Genomic DNA, 21011 nt, shown 5'->3' with positions numbered 1-21011 from the left:
CCGCCATATTAAATGAGTATGAGTCTATCGATTCCAATATGACAACGGAGCCGCTTTATCTCCCTTTTGCCTCCAGCCGCTTGGCCAGCTCCGTCAAATCCTGCCCTTTTAGCGCGCCTTCCACGAGTTCCGGGAGCAAAGCCGGCGTGCAGGCAAAGCTGGGGGTGCCGTTCTTCGAAAAAGTGTTGGCCAATCGTTCGTCATAGAACGGTTTTCCTTCATCGGACAGCGCAAGCAGGCAGAGCGTCTTGACCCCCGACTCATTCATTTCACGCATCCGGCGAATCAACCTGGACTGGTTCCCTCCCTCATAGAGATCGGAAATTAATATAAATAACGTCTTACCGGGCTCTTGAATAAACTGCTCGCAATAGGCCACCGACTTATCGATATTCGTTCCTCCTCCAAGCTGAATCCCGAACAGCATATCTACCGGGTCATTGGCGCATTGCTCCGTAAGATCGACCACTTCGGTATCAAAGACGACGACCCGGGTGTCGAGCGCGGGGATACTTGCAAATATCGAACCGATCACGGATGCCCAGATAACGGATTCCGCCATAGAGCCGCTCTGGTCGATATCGACGATCACCGTCCATTCCTTGTTGCTTTTCACCCTGTCAAAATAATAGAATCGTTCCGGTATAATCACCCGCCGGTCGGTATCGTAATTTTTCAAGTTCCGCTGGATCGTACGCTTCCAATCGATACCGCTTAACGAAGAGATCGGCGTGTGCTGCCTGCGGTTCAAGGCACCGGTCACAGCCCTTCTAAGCTCATTCTCCATATGCTTGATCAATTCGTCCACCACGGCCTGTACGAGCATGCGGGCCGTATCCTTCGTCCGCTCCGGAATTTTTCCCTTCAGCGACAGCAAGGTGCCGACCAGTTGAATATCCGGCTTCACGCTGGCCAAAACCTCCGGCTCAAACAGCAGTTGTTTCCAACCCTTGCGTTCCATTGCATCATGCTGAATTACCGAGACGACATCTTCCGGAAAAAAAGTCCTGACATCCCCGAGCCACTCGGCAAGCCGGGGAGCGGATTTGCCTCTCCCCGCCCCGCGTCCATGAGAGCCGGTGCCTGAATTCGCTCCGTTTCCCGATCCATCGGTTTGATCATAGATGGCAGCCAGCGCACGGTCCATGATCTGCTCCTCCGCGGTCAAACTCAACGGATCGGCTCCCGAGTGCCTGTTCAGCTCTTCTTCAGCGGTTGCGCCTAGTATCAGCCTCCAACGCGATAAGGTTTGACGTTCCACTACATGTTCCATCTTTAAAAATCCTCAAAATCAAAATCATTCAATTCATCCAGCATTCGGGCTTCATCCTCCTTTAAATCGTCCGTCAACATCTCCGCCACTTGTTCAATGTCTCTGCCCCAAAGCTCTCCAAGCAGCTCTGCGACCATCGTCTTCTCCTTCGAACTGAAGGTACTGAAGGCCCGCCGCAAAAAGACCAGCGCCCGCATAAATTCTTCATCTTCGAGCTTGCCAATGTATTCGTTCAGCTGTTCCCACAAACTCATTCGGGATATAAGAGCGTAGCGGTTGCGCATCGCCAAGCCCTCGAACCAGCCGGCTCCAAGGTCCGCCGGAATTCCCGGGGATAAACGACGGGAAACTTCGGCTGAGCATTGCTCCGCGGTCATTTGACCCCGCTCCAGCAAGATCGCGCAAGCGAAGCCCGAGAGCCGGGCATGTGCATCATCGCGGTCGGACAATTCCGTTAGCACCTGAATCCACAATTCTTCATCCACTTCATCGCCATGCTCGGCGGCAACAAAATTCAATTCATTCATCGAGGCCGCCATAGCTTGCGCCACCTCGTCATTGCACCGGCTTGCCTCGTTCAGAAACAGGCAGGCCTTCATGAACATTTGCCGAAGCAGAGGGGTTAGCGGCGCAGTGTCAATTTTCCGTATCCCGCCGAAACGAATCAACCGGGCCAGCCTTCCGGCCGCCGCGGCAATTTGGACGACGTCTTGACTTTCTACCGCCAGTTTTTGAAGCGTCTGACGCCCCGCCTCCATCTGATGAATCATGCCGCACTCATAAGCGACCGTAATGAGGCTGGAAGCCTCCTCTATAGTTTCGCAACTTTCCAGACGCTGCTGAAATACAAACCCGGCTGCAACGTCAACCGTTTCGCCGAGCAGCGTGGATTCAACAACCTCAATCTCCACTTCCGGGGACCACTGCAGAATCCAATGCTCCGCCCACTCGGCCTGGCCTTGGGCCCTGCTTCGTTCCTTGACAAAATGAATGCCGAGCAGCTTCAGACGATGAAACCATAACGAGCGGTTCAGGTCCAAAAAAGCGGCTTCCTCCGAGGAAACCCTGCGATTTTCCCGCAGATCGAGCACCAAGTCGTTCGCCACTGCGGTTTTGTACTTATCCAGCTTGAGCCGTTTCAACTGGCGGTTCATATCTTCCTGAATGGGTGTCTGACTAACTCCTTCCGCCAATTCTCCTATGGCTGTGCCAACTTCGATACGTGCCAGGGACTCTGCTATCACCGAAAGTTCCCCCCGCCCAAGTAGCGTCTTTGCCGCATCCCGCAAATCTCGCAGGGACGGCTGGCATCCGTCATGCAGAGCGGCCAGGGATTCAGCAAGTCTCACCCCTTCGATCACTTCCGCTGTTGAACGATTCGTACCCACATTTCTTAAATCCCCCGCAATGGAGGTCAAATAATGATAGGGTAAATCCCCAAGTCTTCCGCGAATCATCTGCTTCCACATCATTTCAAAATAGAACGGCGCAATATTGCCGGCTCCGTAACCGGTAAGCGAGGACAGCTTCAAATACGAATAAGGCATCAGCGTCAGTTTAGTCCGCCGGGAAGGCAGCCGCTTCAGTTCCTCATCGCTCATGGCGCCCTCTAAATTGAACAGCGCCGAAGCGTGATAAGCCCCGCAAATGACAACAATCTCGTCGGGCTTATGTCCCTCCGCGATCGTCTCGGCAATCCGCCTGCACATATAAGCTTCACGGACAGCATTGTAGGCGTATGCCAGCGTTTCGTTAGTTCGCTCTTGCTCCTCCGTCAACTCCCTCATTTGCCTTGAATAAGCCAATATCGCCTGGCGATAGGCATCCGGGCTCAAATTATGCTCAAAGTTCCGTTCCCAAAAGGCGTCATAATCGACTTCTCCGGAAATTTCCGCAATCCGCTGATATAGATCAAGGGGTTCGTCTCCGGACCCTTGACTTTCTTGAGTTTCTCGATGAGATCCCTCGTCATCCGATCGGTCAGGACGCACTCTCTCCCACCGTGCCTCCTGCAGGCAGATGGCTGAAGCTGATGGCAAATCGATGAATGCGCAGGCTGCGCCCTTCTTCCGAGCCCAACGCATCGCCTGGAATTCAGGTGAATAATCGGCAAACGGCCATAAAACCGTACGTACCGGCAATTGTTCCGTAAAAGCCAGGATCGCCACCGGAGGCTTGGTAGAAGAACTCGTCAAATGAACGATTTCCGAGGTGGCGTCCGACGGACCTTCAATCAAAACCGCCGTAGGCTGTACACGCTCCAAATAGTCAAGAACATGAAACGCACCGGCTGGCGACAGGTGCCGGACGCCAAAAATATGAACTCCGGCGCCGCGTCCCCCTTTCATGGATTGATCTCCTTGCATGCGTTATAAAGCCCTCGCCAGCCCGCCCCGCGTTTTTTCATCACATGGTCCAGGTACTCCTTCCAGACGAGCCGGTCTTTATCGTCATCCTTGACGATGGCCCCCTGGAGGCCGGCCGCCAAATCCTCGTCCGTCATCTCTCCATCGCCGAAGCTGGCGGCAAGCGCCATACTGTTCGTGAGCAGCGAAATCGCTTCAGCGGTCGAGATGACGCCGGCAGGGGATTTGACCTTTTCCTTTTTATCCAGCGTCATTCCGCTTCTCAGTTCCCTGAATATCGTCACCACCTTGTGCAGCGCTTCGTCTGCCGGAACCGCTGCCTGCAGATCATAAGAAGACGCAATTTCGGCAACACGTTTCTTGACGATCTCGACTTCGGTCTCCAAATCCGCCGGCGCAGGCAGTACGATCATATTGAACCGGCGCTTCAAAGCCGTCGACATTTCATTGACTCCGCGGTCACGGGTGTTGGCGGTAGCGATGATGCTGAAACCTTTCCGTGCATGCGCTTCCTTGCCGAGCTCCGGAACGGAAATCGTCTTTTCCGATAAGATTGAAATTAACGCATCCTGAACTTCCGAGGCACAACGTGAAATTTCCTCAAACCGGGCAATTCCCCCTGCCTCCATCGCTCTCATGATCGGACTTTGCACAAGCGCTTCCGGTGTAGGGCCTTGGGCCAGAAGCATGGCGTAATTCCAGGAATAACGCACCTGTTCTTCGGTAGTCCCTGCGGTTCCTTGAACGACCAAGCCCGAATTTCCGTATATAGCCGCAGCTAAATTTTCGGACAGCCAGGATTTGGCCGTTCCGGGCTCGCCGATCAGCAGCAGGGCCCGGTCCGTCACCAACGTAGCGATCGCCATTTCGACAATCCGCGTGTTCCCGATATATTTGGGAGTGATCTTTTGCTTGCCGGCCACGCCCCCGACGATAAACTTCAATACGGCTTGAGGAGACATCTGCCATCCAGTCGGGATTGTCCCTCGATCTTCCGCTATCAGCGCCTTAAGCTCATCCTGAAACAGCAATTCAGCCGGCAGGCGCATCACATCTTGCATACTATATACGTTGCTCATATCCGACACTCCTTGTGAATTAGTTTTGTGAGTTCAAAATAGAAGTCAATTGTTCTTCGGCACGGCCTTTAAATTTCGGAAGCACCGCGCGAATTCGTTCCGCATAACGCGCCGGCAAACAGCAAAGCTGCCCGAACAGAAACAACTCGATTTCGTGACATTCCGTATTCCGCTCATCCTCCATAGCGGAAACCAGAGCTTCATGAAGGTCGTGTTCCGGGATGCCCGCCCTTACAAGCCCGATCACCGCCAAATTGGCAAAACGGTTGCGGAATTCCGGTGAATTCTTCAACCGGTCCAGCAAAAATGATATCGCACCCTCATGACCGGGCCGGGCAAATGCACTTACCAGTGCCAAATGATCTAGTAGGATAAAATGATCCAGCCATCTTGAATCCCAGCTTGCCGCAATGGATTCTGGCGATGGCATTTCCACATCATAGACATAGACTTCTTCGCCACGGGCCCAATCCTGAGCTAAGCGCTTATAGGTTCGTGAAACTACGAGCCCCTCTATGGTCCCCAGCAGTCGCTTGCAATTTTTCTTGCTCCCGCTTAATGCGGACGCCCCGGTTCCCTGTTCCAGTACATTTGCATATACCTCGTACAGCCTTTGCGGAGAAAGGATCGGCTGTGCTTTAACAAAGATTTCGCATGTAAAATGAACGGTATTGGCAGATCGGGCAAAATCCAACTCCAAAGCTTCCTCCACTAATCGGCGCCCCTCCGCGGTGCCCGTCCTGCTCACGTATCGAATGGCTTCATTGGCCAAATATGACCAATCCAGTTTAAACATGTACCATTCATACCGGCGCAGCACTTCCAGATAGAGCGCTTCGAGCTCGGGGCTTTCTTTGAGATGGAGCGACCAGAGATAACGCTTGATTTGGGCCGCATTGTCCGTTATTTTTTGCTTATCTGAAAGGGGAGGTATCTCTTGCTGTGACTTTAACAGCTTTGCGAAATCCTGAGCGAGCATTCGTGTTAGTAATGGAGATTGGCAGCGGGACAAGGAAGGATTTACGAGTTCGCTGTCTTTTCCTTGGGATGCTTCATAGAGCCTTTCTACCGCACTCTCCCACCCGCTCTCCGCCAAAGCCGCATAGGCTGCCTCGCGAATGCCCTTCTTCTTGTCGCGGCTCCAGTCCAGCAGGGCTTCCTCGTATTCCTTATGCCCGGCGAGCAAATGGATCGCTGTAGTTCTTACCTCGTCCGAACCAGAGACGGCAGCTTCATATATTGCAGTTAGTACTTCTTTTCCGCCGCACTTCGCCACGACGGTCAGCTTGCGAGCTTCAAGCCTCCCTCCTTCAGCGTGAAAGCTATCCAGCAAATGCGGTACGATGGCGGGTCCGTAAGCGGGCAGGATCCGGTCCATGGCCAGATCGGCAATTTCCGTATAAGGATCACTCAGCGCTTGTATCGCCAAGGGAACCAGTCTGAGGTCCTGAAAATAACCGGACTGATAAGCCTCGTAAATGATCTCGTAACGCCCTCCTCCCCGGGTCGTCAAGGCGGTCCGGACGGCAGAAAGTTTGCGATAGGATAAAAAAGTACGCAACGGCATCGGGTTGGTAACAAGCGATGCCGTCTCGCCTTCCGACGCTCCCTCCCCTTGGGTACGTAATATCGACTGCAACAGCAGGTTGACATCCTGCAGGCGTTTGGCCGAGTCGGACTGCGGATTATTGGCCGCCGGCTCGATCAGCTCCGCGACCCCTTCCGACAATTTCATAAAAATCGGCGCCCGCTGGCCCATCTGCTGCAAAACGGGCAAAAGCCGTTTAAGTCTGTAGTCTCCGGCAGCCAAATCGCTTCCGGCTATATACAAGCGCCTGATTTCTTCGTTTAACTCCATCAGCGGCGTGTTGCTCATTTTCCCCGGTCCCTCCCTATGCTTTTATTTAGTAAATGAAACGAATGATTTCCTTCCCGTTAAGCAGGCTTAACGGCTGCACTCGCAATCTGCCGCTCAGCGTATGATGATCGAATAAGACAAGCATTACCGCATCCTGCAGTTGGTCTTGGGGTATAAGCTTTAGCAAAGGCACGGTGGAAATCTCAAGCAAATCAAAAAGTTCCAGACTTTCTCCTCGGGAATTGGAGATGAAAAACCTGCCTGCTTCATCTGCCGTCACCTCTTCAAAATGAAGCAGCATTACAGGGTTGGGATCAGCCAAGGGATTTTTGAGCTGATTTTTAACCTTTTTCACAGCTTCAGCGTATGAGTTCACGGCAAACTTCCGGACTCCGGACAGATCCGTATCCTCGATTTTTCTTGTTGTAAAGCTTTCATAACGCACGCGTCGGTTCATATCTCCGGGATATCTGTAAAGCTGCGGAATACGGGCCACATCAAAAAAACTGTCTTCTTCCCGCATCAGCTTAGCTGCTTTATAAGGACGATATTGAACCGTGCTGTGGATCTCCCCGCTGTCCAGCTGAATCCAGTAACCAAGGTCGAAATACTCTTGCCGGCTCGGGTCATCATAGCTAATAAACGATAGCTGAATCATTTCAACTTCATGTGTGGTCAAATTAGCTGCTCTTAATTCCGCAATCTGCCAGGCATGGCCAAGCCATTCTTCTATCGTCGATTCGTGATCCATGGTAAGCTCGGGATCTTCCAGCTTCTGAAGTAAATGCGCCCGTCCTTTTTTAATAAAAGCATGGATCACCGCAAGCTGCTCCGCGGCATGGGCATATGCTTTTTCTTTATCCTCTGAGGATAAAATCAATTGCAATTTTCGAAGCTGGATTTGCGCCCCGTTTAAATAGTGGCTTCCCATTTGCTTCACATGCTCTTGAATCATCTTGAGTTCCTTACTGTCCAAGGAGCCAAAGCCTCTGCGGACCAAGGTATGCGTCAGCCTCTCCAGTACGTCCAAGCCTTCCAGCTGTGCAGCAATCTTTTTCTTGAGCGCCGATTTATTTACTTTCTTTGGTTTCGATTCTGCCTCTCCGGCCAGTTCTTTGGCTTTCTTTTCTTCCCGTTTCCCCGCCTTTTCGCGCTTCGCGGCAAGCTCCTCCGGCACCCCGGCTTGAGTAAAGGACTTGCCCTCCACATAGGCATATAACAGCCCAAGTCCATGCTTGCACGGAAATTGCCTGCTTGGACAAGTACAGCGCATTACCGGATTGCCGGGTGTCATAAAATCGGCCGAAGGGATATAAGGGGTCTTTCCGCTGCCTGTACAGATCCCAAACAAAACTTGCCGGTCCTCGGTTTGATGAAATGCAGTAAACTTCCCTTTTTTTACGAGCTCATGTCCGTTTTTAATGGCCGCACTATTGGGAGCCAGTGAATCTACCCAGCTCTCTGTGATTTCTAGCAAAGGAATTCCCTCCTAAACTGGCTATGTATGTAATAAATCAATAATATTACTCTATCTATAAATGTATTCTTATGCGCCCGGGCGAATGTGAACAGGAAACGCAAAAAAGGCCTGCAACAAAGTTGCTAGGCCCGAGGGATGCTTGTAAACCGTTAAAACTGTCTACAGCTTCCGTTTCTTTATGTTTGTCATTCCGGCTGAGGTACCGGTACTCCATCGATCATACGGTACGGAAGCGATTTGACCGGCACAAAAAAAGATTGTTCGGTCAGATATTCCCGCAAATCCTTATCCGCCTGCGGAGAGGCTTCCGACTTGTCCACCGCTTGCATAATGTCAAAAGCATAGTCCGCGTAAACCCGTCCGTCTTTGTCTACCAGATAGTCCTGGGACTGACCGGAATACACGCTCTTCAGACTGTAATCCTGTGCCCCGGCCAGCTTCAGATCGACCGTAAATAGCCCGGGGTAGGTTTCTTCCTCTGATGTTACCGGGAGTTTGCCATTTTGCGAGTTACGGTATTTGTCCACCAACCGCTGGACGTCGTTAATCTTCTGGGTCGTCAGCAAGTCCAGTACTTTTACTGCCGGATCGGATTCTTCATTGATAATCAAAAAATAAGCGCTGCCGCCTTTTTCAAAAGCGGTCGTCGGAATCTCATCGATATACCCCTGTTTGTTCAGCAGATCCAGGTCGATCCGGAACTTCTCATAACGCGGGGTATCCTGCCCGGCGGTGATAATCGGCAAAATACCCTGATCGGCTTGGAACTGGTCCACAGCCCGTTGAATTCTGTCAACGCTTTCAAGGTAGGAGACCCTTCTCTCCTGCCGCTCTTCGCCGGGGTAGAGACAGCCGGCAAGCATTCCAACAAAAACGGCAAGCATGACTGCTGTGCATAGGGGACGAGCCCATACGAGGTACCGTCGTTTTCTTCCACGCCATTCCAAAATGCCTTCATCCTTTGCTATATGTTATTGTTATTGTTCACCATAGATCATCATCGTTTTGCCGCTCCAGCTGTTTTCGGATCGCCGCCTTAAGCGGATCTTCGGGCAGCTCGACTACGGCGGAGCCGATGATATTAGCCTGGCAAGCCAGACGGATTCCCTGGTTCAGCAGCGGACCCAGCTTCCGTCGTTCAGCTTCTGTCGGCGGCGTCAGTGCGTCCGCTTGATCCGGCGCCACCTTCACCTTGCACATCAGGCAGCCGGCATTGCCGCCGCACCGGGTCGGAATATGAACCCGAGCCTCGCGCGAGGCCCGGAGAACAGTTGAGCCGGATCGGACTTTCAACGTCTTTTTCTGCGGTAAAAATGTGATTTGCGTCTCCACCGGACCCTCCTTATGCTTCATGGCTACCCAGTTCGCCCCACCGGCTCGAAAGCAGCGGCTGATCCAGCAATTCCGCCATTCTGGCAATCGTTTCGAATGTCCAGTAATTCCGTTCTAAAAGGAGGAACAACAGCGGTAAATGCTGTTTCGGGTTCTTTCGGATCTCTCCGGCTATTGGCAAATAACGGTCAGGACGCGCCCTTAGCACGTTAAAAATAAACTCATGCGCTAATGGCATCAGCATTACGACCTCAGATTCCAATGAAACCGTTCCGGCCGCAGGTGCAAGAATATCGGTAACTTCCGTCCGATACAGAGCACCCTCTGTCTTCACCTGAAATCCGCCGACCAATTCGAGCGTCAAATTGCCAAGCTTGTAATGACTTAAACGGGATTTATACAATCCGCTCTCATCCAGCTCAGGCTCGTCCAACGCGAAAGCTTCCAATAAACTGTGCAGTGTGCCGGCATGCTGTGTATCGGCGTAAATATCAATATCTCTGGGTGCGGCAGAGAGCGGCACGCCTTGCAGCCATAGGGCGCAACTTCCTCCCAGCAGCCAGCTTCCCTCGGCATCCTTACAGACCTGAGACAGCTTTTGAATCGCCTGATTGACCTTCGGGTACATTTCCCCCGGGCTTTCGATCTCCATCATCATATTCCTATCCTCTTCTCTTTCTGTCCGGGCCTTAAGTTATGGAAACGATACCTGCCAAAAAGCCGGTCAGCATAATTACAAATGCGATCAGCGACAGTACTCCCCGAAGAACCCCTTTCGTTTTTGTCCGCGCAAACGTAATCAAAAAGACAGACAAGCCCATTACAAGAATCGCTGCCAAGGATAACCACATTTTTGTCATTGCGTCCATGAACATTACACTCCCAATCTTTTTTTCACGGCATTCATATGATGAATATTATAGCATCTACATCTTAAACAGGCTACGCGTTCAAATTGACAGAATACTTGCATGTAAAAAAAGCAGAAGGACTGCCATGGGCCTATGATGGCTTTCGGGAAGTCCTTTAAAAGCAATCTTATTTTTTTATCATCATTTTCATCAGTGCTTCCATATTGGAAGGGTTCATGCCGCTCTTTTTAACGGCCCCGACGATTTCATTAATCGTATCTTCCGAAACAGGCACTTTGGCCATGGCGGAAACTTGCTTGATCAGCTTTCTCAGCTCAGCCTCACTTTGCATCGTTGAGGGCTTCACCGTGCTGGCCAGCTTTTTGACCGCGCCTTCTGATATGTTTTTCCCGGTTTTTTTATTGATCGCATTCAAAGCGTCCTTGGATACTTTGCCCATATATTCGCCTCCTCCATTGTCCTCTCCATCAGTTTATGAGGCGGAGACGAAAAAGGTCCTAGGCCCTTGCGGATTACGATTCCCGCGGAGCCTAGGACTTCGATCAGTCAAACTAAGTATGCCACTGCTCCCAGGTTTCCAGAGACATTACTTCCATCTCGGTCTTGCGGTCCCGACCCATAAGTGCCTCCACGGCGGTTCTTGGATCCAGTCCCTCGAAAAGCACGTGATAGAGCTGTTTGGCAATCGGCATCTGAACCTGGTACTTCTCTGAAATCGTATGGGCTGCCTTCGTAGTCCGAATACCTTCGACCACCATGCCCATGGAGCCGAGCACTTCTTCCACCGATTTGCCTTCCCCGAGCATAAACCCTGCGCGCCAGTTCCGGCTGTGTCGGCTTGTCGCCGTCACTACAAGGTCACCGATACCGGCAAGTCCTGCAAAAGTAAGAGGATTAGCTCCCATTTCAACGCCGATTCTGGTGATTTCCGCCAATCCGCGGGTGAGCAGTGCAGCCTTGGCATTGTCGCCGTAACCGAGCCCGTCGGACATACCGGCACCAAGAGCGATGATATTCTTCAAAGCTCCGGCCAACTCCACGCCGACCATATCCCTGTTCGTGTATACGCGGAAATAGGAATTCATGAACAAGTCCTGTGCGGCCTTGGCATGAGTTTCGTCCATAGAAGCAACCACGACCGTGGTCGGACAACGTTTGACGACTTCCTCCGCATGGCTTGGTCCGGACAATACGACAATCCGGTCCTCGCTGCATTCAAGCTCTTCCGCAATCACGTTGGAAATCCGTTTCAGGCTCTCCGTTTCAAACCCCTTCGTCGCATGAACCACCAGCATATCTTCATGCCAGAATGGTTTTAACGAGCGGGTTACCTCCCGTACAGCGGATGACGGGGCCACGATCACTACCGCTTTAGCTCCGGCAACCGCTTCCTCCATCTCTGTAGTCGCATGCAAATTGGGCGGCAACTCTACCCCCGGCAAAAAGCGCTCGTTCCGGTGCAGACCGTTAATTTCATCTCTCTGCGCTTCATTCCGGGTCCATACGGCCACATCCATGTTCTTGTCAGCAAGAACGCTGGCAAGCGCCGTTCCCCAACTGCCTGCCACTAGCACAGCAGCTTTTTCAGACAACGCGTTTTCCTCCTTTGGAGCCCAGTTTGTTCTCTTTACCTTGGGCGATTTTCACGATATTGGTGCGGTGTCTCCAAAAGGCGAATATGCAAATGATCAGACTAGTCCAAAAATAGGGTCCGAATTCACCTGTCACCGCAAGAAAGACCGGCGTCAAAAACACGAAAATCAATGAACCCAGCGAAACATATCTGGTAAACACAATGGATAGGATCGCAATAATTCCCGCAAATAATGCGGGTAAAAAGACCAGGGTCGCCATGACCCCGATAGTCGTGGCGATGCCTTTACCTCCGCGAAAGCGGAAATAGAGCGGCCAGTTATGCCCCATAATGGCGGCGATGCCGCACAGCGCTGCCGCCCATTCCGACCCGCCGCCGAGCCAACGGCCAATCCAAACGGCCGCGATCCCTTTCAACACGTCAAGTGCCAGCACGAGGATCGCCGGTCCTTTGCCCAGCACGCGCAGCGTATTGGTCGCGCCCGCATTACCGCTCCCGTGCTGACGTATGTCGATTCCTTTTAAAGCCTTCGCCAGGACGACGCTAAAACTGACCGAGCCCAGCAAATAGCTTGCAATGATTCCAATGATGGGTAAAATCACTTGATTTCTACTCCCCTAACCTTCATCAGACTTACGCCGCGTAAACAACCGGATCGGCGTTCCTTCAAAATCAAAAGCTGCTCTGATTTTGTTCTCCAGGTACCGTTCGTACGAAAAATGCATGAGCTCCGGATCATTGACAAACACCACGATCGTCGGAGGCTTCACGGTAACCTGGGTGACGTAATTGATCCGCAGTCTCCGCCCTTTGTCGGTAGGTGGAGGGTTAATTGCAATCGCATCGGATACGACATCGTTCAACAGATGCGTCTGCACCCGCTTGTTATGCTGATCGGCAACATGCTGTACGACCGGAAGCAGCTTGTGGAGCCGTTGCTTCGTTTTCGCGGATAGAAATACGACCGGAGCATAGGTCATGAACAGGAAGTGATCGCGAATTTTTTGTTCAAACTGGTGCATCGTCTTATCGTCCTTCTCGACGACATCCCATTTATTGACTACAAACAGCGATGCTTTACCCGCTTCATAAGCATATCCGGCAATGTGCTTGTCTTGCTCGATGATGCCTTCTTCGCCGTTAATCAGGACCAACACCACGTCCGCCCGCTCAATCGCCTTCATCGCCCGCATCACGCTGTATTTCTCGGTCGTTTCATATACCTTGCCGCGTTTGCGCATCCCAGCCGTATCGATCAGGACGTATTTCTGGCCATCCTTCTCAAACGGCGTATCGATCGCATCACGCGTCGTTCCGGCAATATCGCTAACGATAACGCGTTCCTCGCCGAGGATCGCATTCACCAGAGAGGATTTGCCGACATTCGGACGACCGATCAAGGCGACGCGGATAACATCGTCTTCATATTCATCATCCGGCAATTCCGGCAATTTATCGGTGATGGCATCGAGCAAATCGCCGATTCCCGTACCATGGCTCCCGGATACCCCGATCGGGTCCCCGAAACCTAAATTGTAAAATTCATAAATATTGTCCATCCGGCCGATGTTATCCACTTTGTTTACCGCAACGACAATCGGTTTACCCGAACGGTATAGCATCCCGGCGACTTCTTCGTCGGATCCGGTAACCCCGGCTTTGGCATCACACATAAAGACGATGACGTCCGCTTCCTCAATAGCCAATTCCGCTTGCATGCGGATCGATTTCAGAATCGGTTCCTCATCGTCCAGCTCTATGCCTCCGGTATCAATGATACTGAAAGGCTTGCCGTTCCATTCCGACGCGCCATAAATTCTGTCGCGCGTAATCCCCGGCTTGTCTTCCACAATGGCCAAGCGGTCGCCGATGATCCGGTTGAATATCGTGGATTTCCCGACATTCGGCCGGCCTACAATGGCCACAACAGGTCTTGCCATGCACATACCTCCTACAAAATGTATTTATATTTTAATCTTTCATGACGATTTCAGGTTATACCTAGAACATCATAGCAAAAAAAAGATCAATTGGCTAACGGTGCCATGAATAAAACAAAGCTAACGAAAAATCGGCGAACCCGCTTCAAAGGGTCCGCCGATCCGTAGCCTGCCTATGTCAAGACTATTTCAATTTGCTCAGCTTGTCGCCGAAACGTTCGCCCAGCGTGATGCTCAGACCTTGGTTGCTCAACGAAACATTCGGGTTGTCTCCCAAATCTTCTTTTCTTACGCTGCTGCCCTTAGAAGGCTTTTCGCTTCTTGGAGTCGGAGCAGGAGCTTCCTCGGTTTCCTTGATGCTGAGGCTTACCCGTTTCTCGCCCGGATTCACATCCAGTACTTTCACTTGAACGGATTGACCTTCTTTCAGCACTTCATGCGGTGTGCCAATATGTTTATGCGAAATTTGAGAGATATGAACGAGTCCTTCTACGCCCGGTGCGATTTCAACGAATGCACCGAAATTGACGAGACGCTTCACTTCGCCGCTCACGATGTCGCCGGTGTGGAATTGCTCGGCAGCCGTTTCCCAAGGACCTGGAGTAGCCGCTTTGATGCTAAGGCTGATTTTGCCTTTCTCAGGATCCACTTTCAACACTTTTACTTTCACTTTGTCGCCTTCGGAAAGAACGTCAGCAGGCTTATCGACATGATTCCACGCGATTTCGGACACGTGAACCAAACCGTCTACTCCGCCTACGTCTACGAATGCGCCAAATTGAGTCAGGCGTTGAACAGTACCTTCGAGAACTTCGCCTTCTTTCAATTGTCCCATTACTTGAAGCTTGTTAGCTTCAAACTCTTCGTCAAGTACATCCTTTTGGGAAAGGATGACCTTGTTGTTCTCACGGTCGATTTCCTTCACTTTAACGCGAAGAGTCCGGCCTTTGTAGTCGCTGAAATCTTCAACGAAGTGGCGTTCAACCATCGAAGCAGGAATAAATCCGCGTACGCCTACATCCGCTACGATTCCGCCTTTAACTACGTCGGCTACCGTTACTTCGAAAGTTTCTTGGCTGTCGAAGCGTTTTTGCAACTCATCCCAAGCGTTCTCGCTGTCGATCGCACGTTTGGACAGAACAAGGCGTTCTTTCTCGTCGTCGATGCTGACAACCTTGGTTTCCACTTCTTGACCAACCTCAACGGCATCAGCTGCGCTGTCCAGGTGGACAGAGGACAACTCGCGAATAGGAATAACGCCGTCGTATTTATATCCAATGCTTACATAAGCCTGGTTATCTTCGATTTTGACGATCGTTCCTTTAACGGTGTCCCCTTTTTTCAAGGATACGATTTGTTCCAATTCTTCCTGGCTTGCCACCTCAGCGGCTTCCAATTCATTCTTTGTTTCTTCCGACATGTGAATACCCTCCTCAATTCAGAAAAACCCATTTATTTAAACCCGCTGATAGCGAAGTTCAAAACTATTCAATCCTAGCTTTCCAAATGCCCCCTGCCTTCATGCATGAGACATCCTTATCCTCGTGATTTAAGCTCCGCAATCCGGGACATGATCGCCGCGGTTGCCAATTCAGCTGAATCCGGGCCCTTTTCTTCCTTAAAAACCGTCAGGTCGACAGGAGCTCCGTAAACCACTCTCATTTTTCTAAAAAGCTTATAATTTCCAATGATAGCTACCGGAATAACGGCCGCATCGCTTCGGAGCGCAAAAGTTGCCGCACCCCTCTTGCCGACCCCTTCGTCTTCACCCTTGTTCCGGGTGCCTTCCGGGAAAATTCCCATTACATGTCCTTCGCGGAGCAGCAACAGGGAGGTTTTAATCGATTCCTTGCTTACGCCGCCACGTTTGACGGGAAATGCTCCCAGCTGCTTGATAAGCCAGCCGAATCCGAAAATATCGAACAGTTCCTTTTTCGCCATAAAATGGACCTTGCGCTTCAGCAATATGCCTATAGTAGGCGGGTCCAATAAGCTGATATGGTTGGAACAGAGCAGAACGCCCCCTTCTGCGGGGATATGTTCCAAACCGCTTGCCTCCAAACGGAACAGCAGTTTGTAGATGAGGCGAAGCGCGCCTCTGCAAAAACCGTAGATCATCCCAGTTCTCTCTCTCTCACAAAAGTTCTGCACATGGAAACGATGGATTCGACAACTTCTTCCAGCGTCATGTTCGTGGTATCCAGCAATACGGCATCCTCTGCCTGGCGCAGCGGGGAAATTTCCCTTTCCTGATCCAGCCGGTCCCGTTCGGACATATCTGCAATGAGTTGCTCCATTGTAATCTGATTCTGTTCCTTCATTTCCTTGTAGCGCCGCCGCGCCCGTTCTTCGACGCTGGCTGTCATGAATATCTTGACTTCAGCATCCGGAAGAACCGTAGTGCCGATATCGCGTCCATCCATCACGATGCCTTTACGCAAAGCCATTTGCCGCTGAAGAGAGACAAGCCTGTTGCGCAGCCCCTCGATTTGCGCATATCGGGATACTTTGGCATTGACCGCCAAGGAACGAATTTCTTCCGTCGCTTCTTGACCATTGACCCGTACCCGCTGTCCATTCTCTCCTGGTATTAATTCAATAACCAGATTGGGTAAAGTTTGAAGCACTTTTTCTTCATCTTCAGGTTCAATCCCCAATTGATTAAAATACCAGGTCGCCGCACGGTACATCGCACCGGTGTCGACGTATACATAAGACAGCAAGCCGGCAACCCGGCGGGCTATGGTGCTTTTGCCTGCCCCGGCAGGCCCGTCAATCGCGATGTTGATCTTGCCATAAGATGATGACGCTCCGCTTGCCAAAAGGGCATTCCTCCTCAAAACACGGTCTCAAGAAAAAAGCAGGCATTGCCTGCGACGTGAAAATTATACCACACATAGCAATTGGATGCAAAAGCCTTGAGTACATTGGAATTGTTTATTAGGGGCGATCAAGCCGCTGAACAGGCACTCCTTCAAACTTCTCAGCCGAAGAAAGCAAATGCCGAAAACCCGGTATCGTCAACGCCGCCTGGAATAGACATAGGGCTATAATGAGACAGATCAGCAATCGCCTCATCCATAATTCAGCTTGTTGCGAGAAGCTTATAAACAGCGCCGTATAGTCTTGTTCCTCTTCGCCTTTATGCATGAAAGCCCTCCTTCATTCGATCGCTATAGTCTGCATTCATAGCATATCCAAATGAAGGAAATACGCTTCCTTTCTTAAATAAAAAATTACCGGTTCCGGAAGTCGAATTGGCGTTCGAAGCAATAGCGGATAATTTTCTGCCGCTCCATATCCGAAATGCTGGCGAATTTCAACATAACCAACATTCGTCCGGTCTCCAGCATTTTAGTTCTGACCACTTCAGCTTCAAAGGGCGCATGCTCGATTGAACCGTTCTTATAAGGTATCAACAGCCAGCAAAACAACTGATCCCCTTGAGTCAATTTATATTTGCCGTCACACAAAAAAGAAACCCCGCCACCGCCGACATCGTCGGTATGCGCCACAAAACGGGTGTTGTCCTTCAACTTTACGGCAATTTCCAATTCAGCGACGACACGCAAAAAATTCCGGCGCTGGATCTTGGTAATCGATTCCGGCTCCGGCTTGCGGATCCGGATCAGTTGCACGACATCGTCAACGGACCCAAGCACATATGTATTGAAATAATTTTTCACACCGGCATCAGTCAAGAAATAAACAGAGAGCTCGTCCCCGACAAACAGTCGCTTGATTCGCCCGCTTCCGATTTCGATCGGCATCTCGATCAGAAAAAACTCTTCCTCGACATCGGCAATTCGGGACTTGCATTCTTTATCCGTTTCCTTATTATCCGCAGAGGCGACTTGGATATAGACCAGATCGTTTACTTTAGGCAACAACTTTCCCACCCACCCCTTAATGAAATCTTGCTGCATATTGAACAATTATATCATGAGGGCGAGACTTTGGAGCGAGATTTTTAATCGGGGTCGAAAAATACAAAAAGGAGAGCATCCGACAGCGGATGTTCCCCTTCTTGGCTTATGATCGTGCAGGCGCAGCCTGACGGGCGTTGCGTATTTCTTCAATCGTCTCTTCGCCGCCGGTCTCGGCATTGATGAAAATTTTGTAATCCGAGCCGTTGATCGACCCTCCGAATTCGTAAGTCGTCACTTTCTCCGACATATCGTTTTCGATTTGCGCAAGACGGTGGTATTTCTCTTTGTAATCCGAGTTCAAAAACTTACGCGCCTGTTCCAGCGTCAATTTCGGTTTTGCCGGAGTCTCCCGATTCTCGCGCTCGTAAACGTAGTCGCTGGCTTGCATGCCTGCTACCTGGCCGTTATCTAACGCTACCCGGACGGTAATCTTCTCGGGATAGATCAGGATATCACCCTGTTTACTTACAAAGGTAAAGGTCCCGATATTGTCATACTCGTCATACGTAACCGGCGTCATATCCTGGAAGCCTTTATCTTTCAGGAATTTCTCCGCTTGTCCTCTCGCTGCTGCGACGTTCACGGATTTCGGCCCGATCGTCCGGCTGTCGGAGTAAGAGATCAAATGACCTCCGTTCTTTGTGAAATCGAGAGTCTTAACATCCCCCTGATTTCCATGAACTTGAGCCGTAAATGAAGCCCATTCCGTTCCGCGGCCGTTTTCCACCACTTTAATGGCTCCATGATCGTTATGACCCGTAAAACGTGCAGCATCAGCTTTGACTTTATCCACGGTGACCGGAGTTCCGCCCAGCTTTTTCACCGAGCGTTTGTTGTACATGCTGGAAACCGACGGTCCCCAGTCCAGTTCCGGATATTCGCTCACTTTTTTGTCCACGGTTTTAAAACCGTCGATGATCGTATTGTCCCGCGGCTCTTTTTCGCTCGCCAGTGCGGTCTCTACGTCCATCCACCGCAAGCGGTTATTGATAACCTTGTTCTGAACGGCCTGAAGATCCTTTGAAATTTGGGCGGAGCTTTTGTACAGTTCTTTCAGATTTTTAACCTCTCCATCCGAAAGCGGCTCTTTCGTCAAATCACGAACCCCAGTCTGGTAAGAAAACTTGGAGATTCTCGATAAGAATTCCTCGGTCTTGTTGAAAGGCAGCAATGTCAGCGGCAGCTGGTTAATTTCATTTTGAGCTTCGCTCGTAATTCTCCAAACGTTGACGAGTCCCTTGCGATGGGCCCCTGTAGAAGCGGAATGGACGGCAAGCGTATTGCCGAGTTCGCTATGAAGCCTGTCCACGTGGTACGACAGATCATGGAACGCCCGTTGGTATTGGTTCTCCGCTTTAATCAAAATCGCGTTTTTCTCCTGGTTCTCCTGATAACCCCAGACCAGCGAACCGATCAATAGAATCGCGGCGATCGGAAATAAAATAGCACTCAATCGTTTATACATCCTTAAACGCACTCCCTTCTTCAACTGTCTGAGGATAGTTTGACAAGAAGATAGAAGGTTTATGCATTCAGAGCGTGCAGTTAATAAACAAGAAGAGGAGGTCGCCGTTTATTACAGCGCCTCCTCCTCAATATCAAACCGATGACGATTGTCGCAGATGCACTGCTTAAAGCCCGTATCGACCTGCCCCTTTTCTTTTTTCCCCCGGAGAATAAAACGTTCCCCGCAATTTTTACAGATGATTTTCACTTTTACCCGCACCAAAAAGGCACCCCTTCCAGAACAGCGGCCCGTAGCCTTGCTTCTAAAATAAGGATGCCCTCTTTAAGACAACTTTAATCTTGCCCTCTCGCCTCTGTAATCCGGAAAGGCGAACGATTGTTAGCCCTGTACATCTTACCGATACCTCCATACCATAAAAAGGCCATCAGCGGAATGATATACCAGATCCAGTACAGCGATACGTTCTCAAGAATCCAGTCGTATACCCCATGCCAAAACAAGGGGAGCAACAGTGAGTACAGCAAAAACTTTCGGCTCTTCCTGCCCGTTGAAAACTTGGCACGACCCAGGTAGTAGCCCATCATGACACCGAACATCGCATGCCCCGAAACCGGGAGCAAGGCGCGTACGAGCATCGTCCCGATCGAAGCATGACTCGCCAGGGCGAAAATCACATTCTCAACGGTTGCAAAACCTAGCGAAATCGCTGCAGCGTAAACGATTCCGTCGTATGGCTCGTCGAACTCCGTATGATTATAAATCATATGGAACAATACGAACCATTTTAACGACTCCTCGACACCGGCTGAAATACCGAAAGCCGATATCAATGGACCGTCACCGAGCCAAAGGGCTAATCCACGCTGCACGATCATAACTGGCAATACAATCAAGAAACCAAGCAAAAAAACTTTAATGACCATAGAGAGCGGCTCGGCATCATACTTGTCCTTCAAATAAAAGTAGGTCAAAAGCGCGATACCGGGAGCAACCGCTGCCGTGGCAATCGAGAAAAAGAGCAACGGTTATCCCCCCTTACAGTCATCCGACCGTCCCTTATCTCCCATGTTGTATGCCATCCCTATTTTCATGGAATGACATTAATCCTGACGTTTAAAATGGCTGCAGATGACGTCGATCGCATTCTCGGCCATGATTACCTCTCCGTATTCGTCCAGCATAGCCGGGGTAACCGAGGTTGCCTCGCCGAATTCGGCCAAAACGGCAATCAAAGCCGGGATCTTCCCTTCGTCAAGCTCGTCAGGTTCCAGCCTCAGAACCCATTTCCCGTTATATTTATACAGTCTGCCGGCTTCATCATGCATATGCCGCAGAACGTGAGCCGCTTCGATCAATACTTCAAAATCATCGAAAGAGTAGAGAATAGTATCGCTCTGCTCCAGCGTCACTTCCATTTCATATACTTCTTCGGGCAGTTCATCCTCATATGGCGATCCGACCCCAAAATGATGGTGATCGTATTTGCCTCGTGTAACGATGACGACCATTCCCTGGGCAGGAAGGGCGAACACTTCCACTGCAAGAGGTCCAGTTGCATCAAAGCCCACTTCGTTATATGCCTGGTCCATCATCTCGGTGAACAGGTCGTGGACTTTCGGAATTTCCTGCCACATATCCTCTTTTTGAATACCGCGTTCGCTTAGATCGTCAAACGTGAGGAAAATCCGTATTTTATCCTGGCCAAGTCTCTCAATCCTCATACAGGATCCTCCTCTCCATACCTTGTTATAACAGATTATGAAACCTGCTCTAATGTGTGCTGGAAATGGTTCTTTGTAAGTATGTTATCATTTATTTTC

General features: G+C 50.7%; 22 protein-coding genes. All 22 read right to left on the bottom strand.

Annotated elements, in window-relative coordinates:
• Positions 1-55 precede the first annotated feature (55 nt).
• The 22 genes from KJS57_RS05640 to KJS57_RS05535 all read right to left on the bottom strand — a co-directional run bounded on the left by KJS57_RS05640 (position 56) and on the right by KJS57_RS05535 (position 20912).
• Positions 56-1273 carry a VWA domain-containing protein gene (locus KJS57_RS05640; protein ID WP_213654042.1) on the bottom strand — a complete coding sequence of 406 codons (1218 nt, stop codon included), beginning with the start codon at positions 1271-1273 and terminating at the stop codon, positions 56-58.
• Positions 1274-1275: 2 nt separating this feature from the next.
• On the bottom strand, positions 1276-3621 hold the full coding sequence (locus tag KJS57_RS05635; protein ID WP_213654041.1) for a DUF5682 family protein: 2346 nt from the start codon (positions 3619-3621) through the stop codon (positions 1276-1278).
• The gene (locus tag KJS57_RS05630) at positions 3618-4718 is read right to left on the bottom strand and encodes an ATP-binding protein (protein WP_213654040.1); all 1101 of its coding nucleotides are present in this window, start codon (positions 4716-4718) and stop codon (positions 3618-3620) included. Before KJS57_RS05630 ends, KJS57_RS05635 begins: the two co-directional genes overlap by 4 nt.
• A 19-nt stretch (positions 4719-4737) precedes the next feature.
• A complete protein-coding gene (locus KJS57_RS05625; RefSeq protein WP_213654039.1) occupies positions 4738-6594 on the bottom strand; it encodes a HEAT repeat domain-containing protein in 1857 nt (618 codons plus the stop codon).
• 28 nt (positions 6595-6622) lie between these two features.
• Positions 6623-8053 (bottom strand): SWIM zinc finger family protein, encoded by a 1431-nt coding sequence (locus KJS57_RS05620; RefSeq protein WP_213654038.1) that lies wholly within the window; start codon positions 8051-8053, stop codon positions 6623-6625.
• A 188-nt stretch (positions 8054-8241) separates the two neighbouring features.
• The gene (locus KJS57_RS05615) at positions 8242-9003 is read right to left on the bottom strand and encodes a YphF family lipoprotein (protein WP_244861406.1); all 762 of its coding nucleotides are present in this window, start codon (positions 9001-9003) and stop codon (positions 8242-8244) included.
• 37 nt (positions 9004-9040) lie between these two features.
• Positions 9041-9388 carry a 2Fe-2S iron-sulfur cluster-binding protein gene (locus tag KJS57_RS05610; RefSeq protein WP_213654037.1) on the bottom strand — a complete coding sequence of 116 codons (348 nt, stop codon included), beginning with the start codon at positions 9386-9388 and terminating at the stop codon, positions 9041-9043.
• A gap of 10 nt (positions 9389-9398) precedes the next feature.
• A complete protein-coding gene (locus KJS57_RS05605; RefSeq protein WP_244861405.1) occupies positions 9399-10046 on the bottom strand; it encodes a nucleotidyltransferase family protein in 648 nt (215 codons plus the stop codon).
• Between the two features lie 31 nt (positions 10047-10077).
• On the bottom strand, positions 10078-10257 hold the full coding sequence (locus KJS57_RS05600; protein ID WP_211020897.1) for a DUF2768 family protein: 180 nt from the start codon (positions 10255-10257) through the stop codon (positions 10078-10080).
• A gap of 169 nt (positions 10258-10426) precedes the next feature.
• The gene (locus tag KJS57_RS05595; RefSeq protein WP_213654036.1) at positions 10427-10699 is read right to left on the bottom strand and encodes a stage VI sporulation protein F; all 273 of its coding nucleotides are present in this window, start codon (positions 10697-10699) and stop codon (positions 10427-10429) included.
• A gap of 112 nt (positions 10700-10811) precedes the next feature.
• Positions 10812-11852, bottom strand: coding sequence for an NAD(P)H-dependent glycerol-3-phosphate dehydrogenase (locus tag KJS57_RS05590; RefSeq protein ID WP_211020899.1), 1041 nt, complete (start codon positions 11850-11852; stop codon positions 10812-10814).
• Positions 11845-12456, bottom strand: coding sequence for a glycerol-3-phosphate 1-O-acyltransferase PlsY (gene plsY, locus KJS57_RS05585; RefSeq protein WP_213654035.1), 612 nt, complete (start codon positions 12454-12456; stop codon positions 11845-11847). The genes KJS57_RS05590 and plsY overlap by 8 nt, the downstream gene beginning before the upstream one ends.
• A 15-nt stretch (positions 12457-12471) precedes the next feature.
• Positions 12472-13794 (bottom strand): ribosome biogenesis GTPase Der, encoded by a 1323-nt coding sequence (gene der / locus KJS57_RS05580; RefSeq protein ID WP_211020901.1) that lies wholly within the window; start codon positions 13792-13794, stop codon positions 12472-12474.
• Between the two features lie 184 nt (positions 13795-13978).
• On the bottom strand, positions 13979-15214 hold the full coding sequence (gene rpsA / locus KJS57_RS05575) for a 30S ribosomal protein S1 (RefSeq protein WP_211020902.1): 1236 nt from the start codon (positions 15212-15214) through the stop codon (positions 13979-13981).
• Positions 15215-15330: 116 nt separating this feature from the next.
• The gene (locus KJS57_RS05570; protein ID WP_211020903.1) at positions 15331-15912 is read right to left on the bottom strand and encodes a lysophospholipid acyltransferase family protein; all 582 of its coding nucleotides are present in this window, start codon (positions 15910-15912) and stop codon (positions 15331-15333) included.
• Entirely contained in the window at positions 15909-16616 is a 708-nt protein-coding gene (gene cmk, locus KJS57_RS05565) for a (d)CMP kinase (RefSeq protein ID WP_213654034.1), read from the bottom strand. Before cmk ends, KJS57_RS05570 begins: the two co-directional genes overlap by 4 nt.
• A 118-nt stretch (positions 16617-16734) precedes the next feature.
• Positions 16735-16944, bottom strand: coding sequence for a hypothetical protein (locus KJS57_RS05560; protein ID WP_213654033.1), 210 nt, complete (start codon positions 16942-16944; stop codon positions 16735-16737).
• Between the two features lie 86 nt (positions 16945-17030).
• Positions 17031-17684 (bottom strand): flagellar brake protein, encoded by a 654-nt coding sequence (locus tag KJS57_RS05555; protein WP_213654032.1) that lies wholly within the window; start codon positions 17682-17684, stop codon positions 17031-17033.
• 142 nt (positions 17685-17826) lie between these two features.
• Positions 17827-19188 carry a germination protein YpeB gene (gene ypeB / locus KJS57_RS05550; RefSeq protein WP_211020907.1) on the bottom strand — a complete coding sequence of 454 codons (1362 nt, stop codon included), beginning with the start codon at positions 19186-19188 and terminating at the stop codon, positions 17827-17829.
• A gap of 111 nt (positions 19189-19299) precedes the next feature.
• The gene (locus KJS57_RS05545) at positions 19300-19449 is read right to left on the bottom strand and encodes a hypothetical protein (RefSeq protein WP_213654031.1); all 150 of its coding nucleotides are present in this window, start codon (positions 19447-19449) and stop codon (positions 19300-19302) included.
• Between the two features lie 74 nt (positions 19450-19523).
• Positions 19524-20213, bottom strand: a complete 690-nt coding sequence (gene prsW, locus KJS57_RS05540; RefSeq protein ID WP_211020908.1) for a glutamic-type intramembrane protease PrsW — start codon at positions 20211-20213, stop codon at positions 19524-19526.
• 78 nt (positions 20214-20291) lie between these two features.
• Positions 20292-20912 carry a genetic competence negative regulator gene (locus KJS57_RS05535; RefSeq protein ID WP_213654030.1) on the bottom strand — a complete coding sequence of 207 codons (621 nt, stop codon included), beginning with the start codon at positions 20910-20912 and terminating at the stop codon, positions 20292-20294.
• Positions 20913-21011: the final 99 nt, after the last annotated feature.

It is taken from the genome of Paenibacillus vini (assembly GCF_018403325.1).
GTDB lineage: Bacteria > Bacillota > Bacilli > Paenibacillales > Paenibacillaceae > Fontibacillus > Fontibacillus vini.
This window is presented reverse-complemented; position numbering and strand designations above follow the sequence as displayed.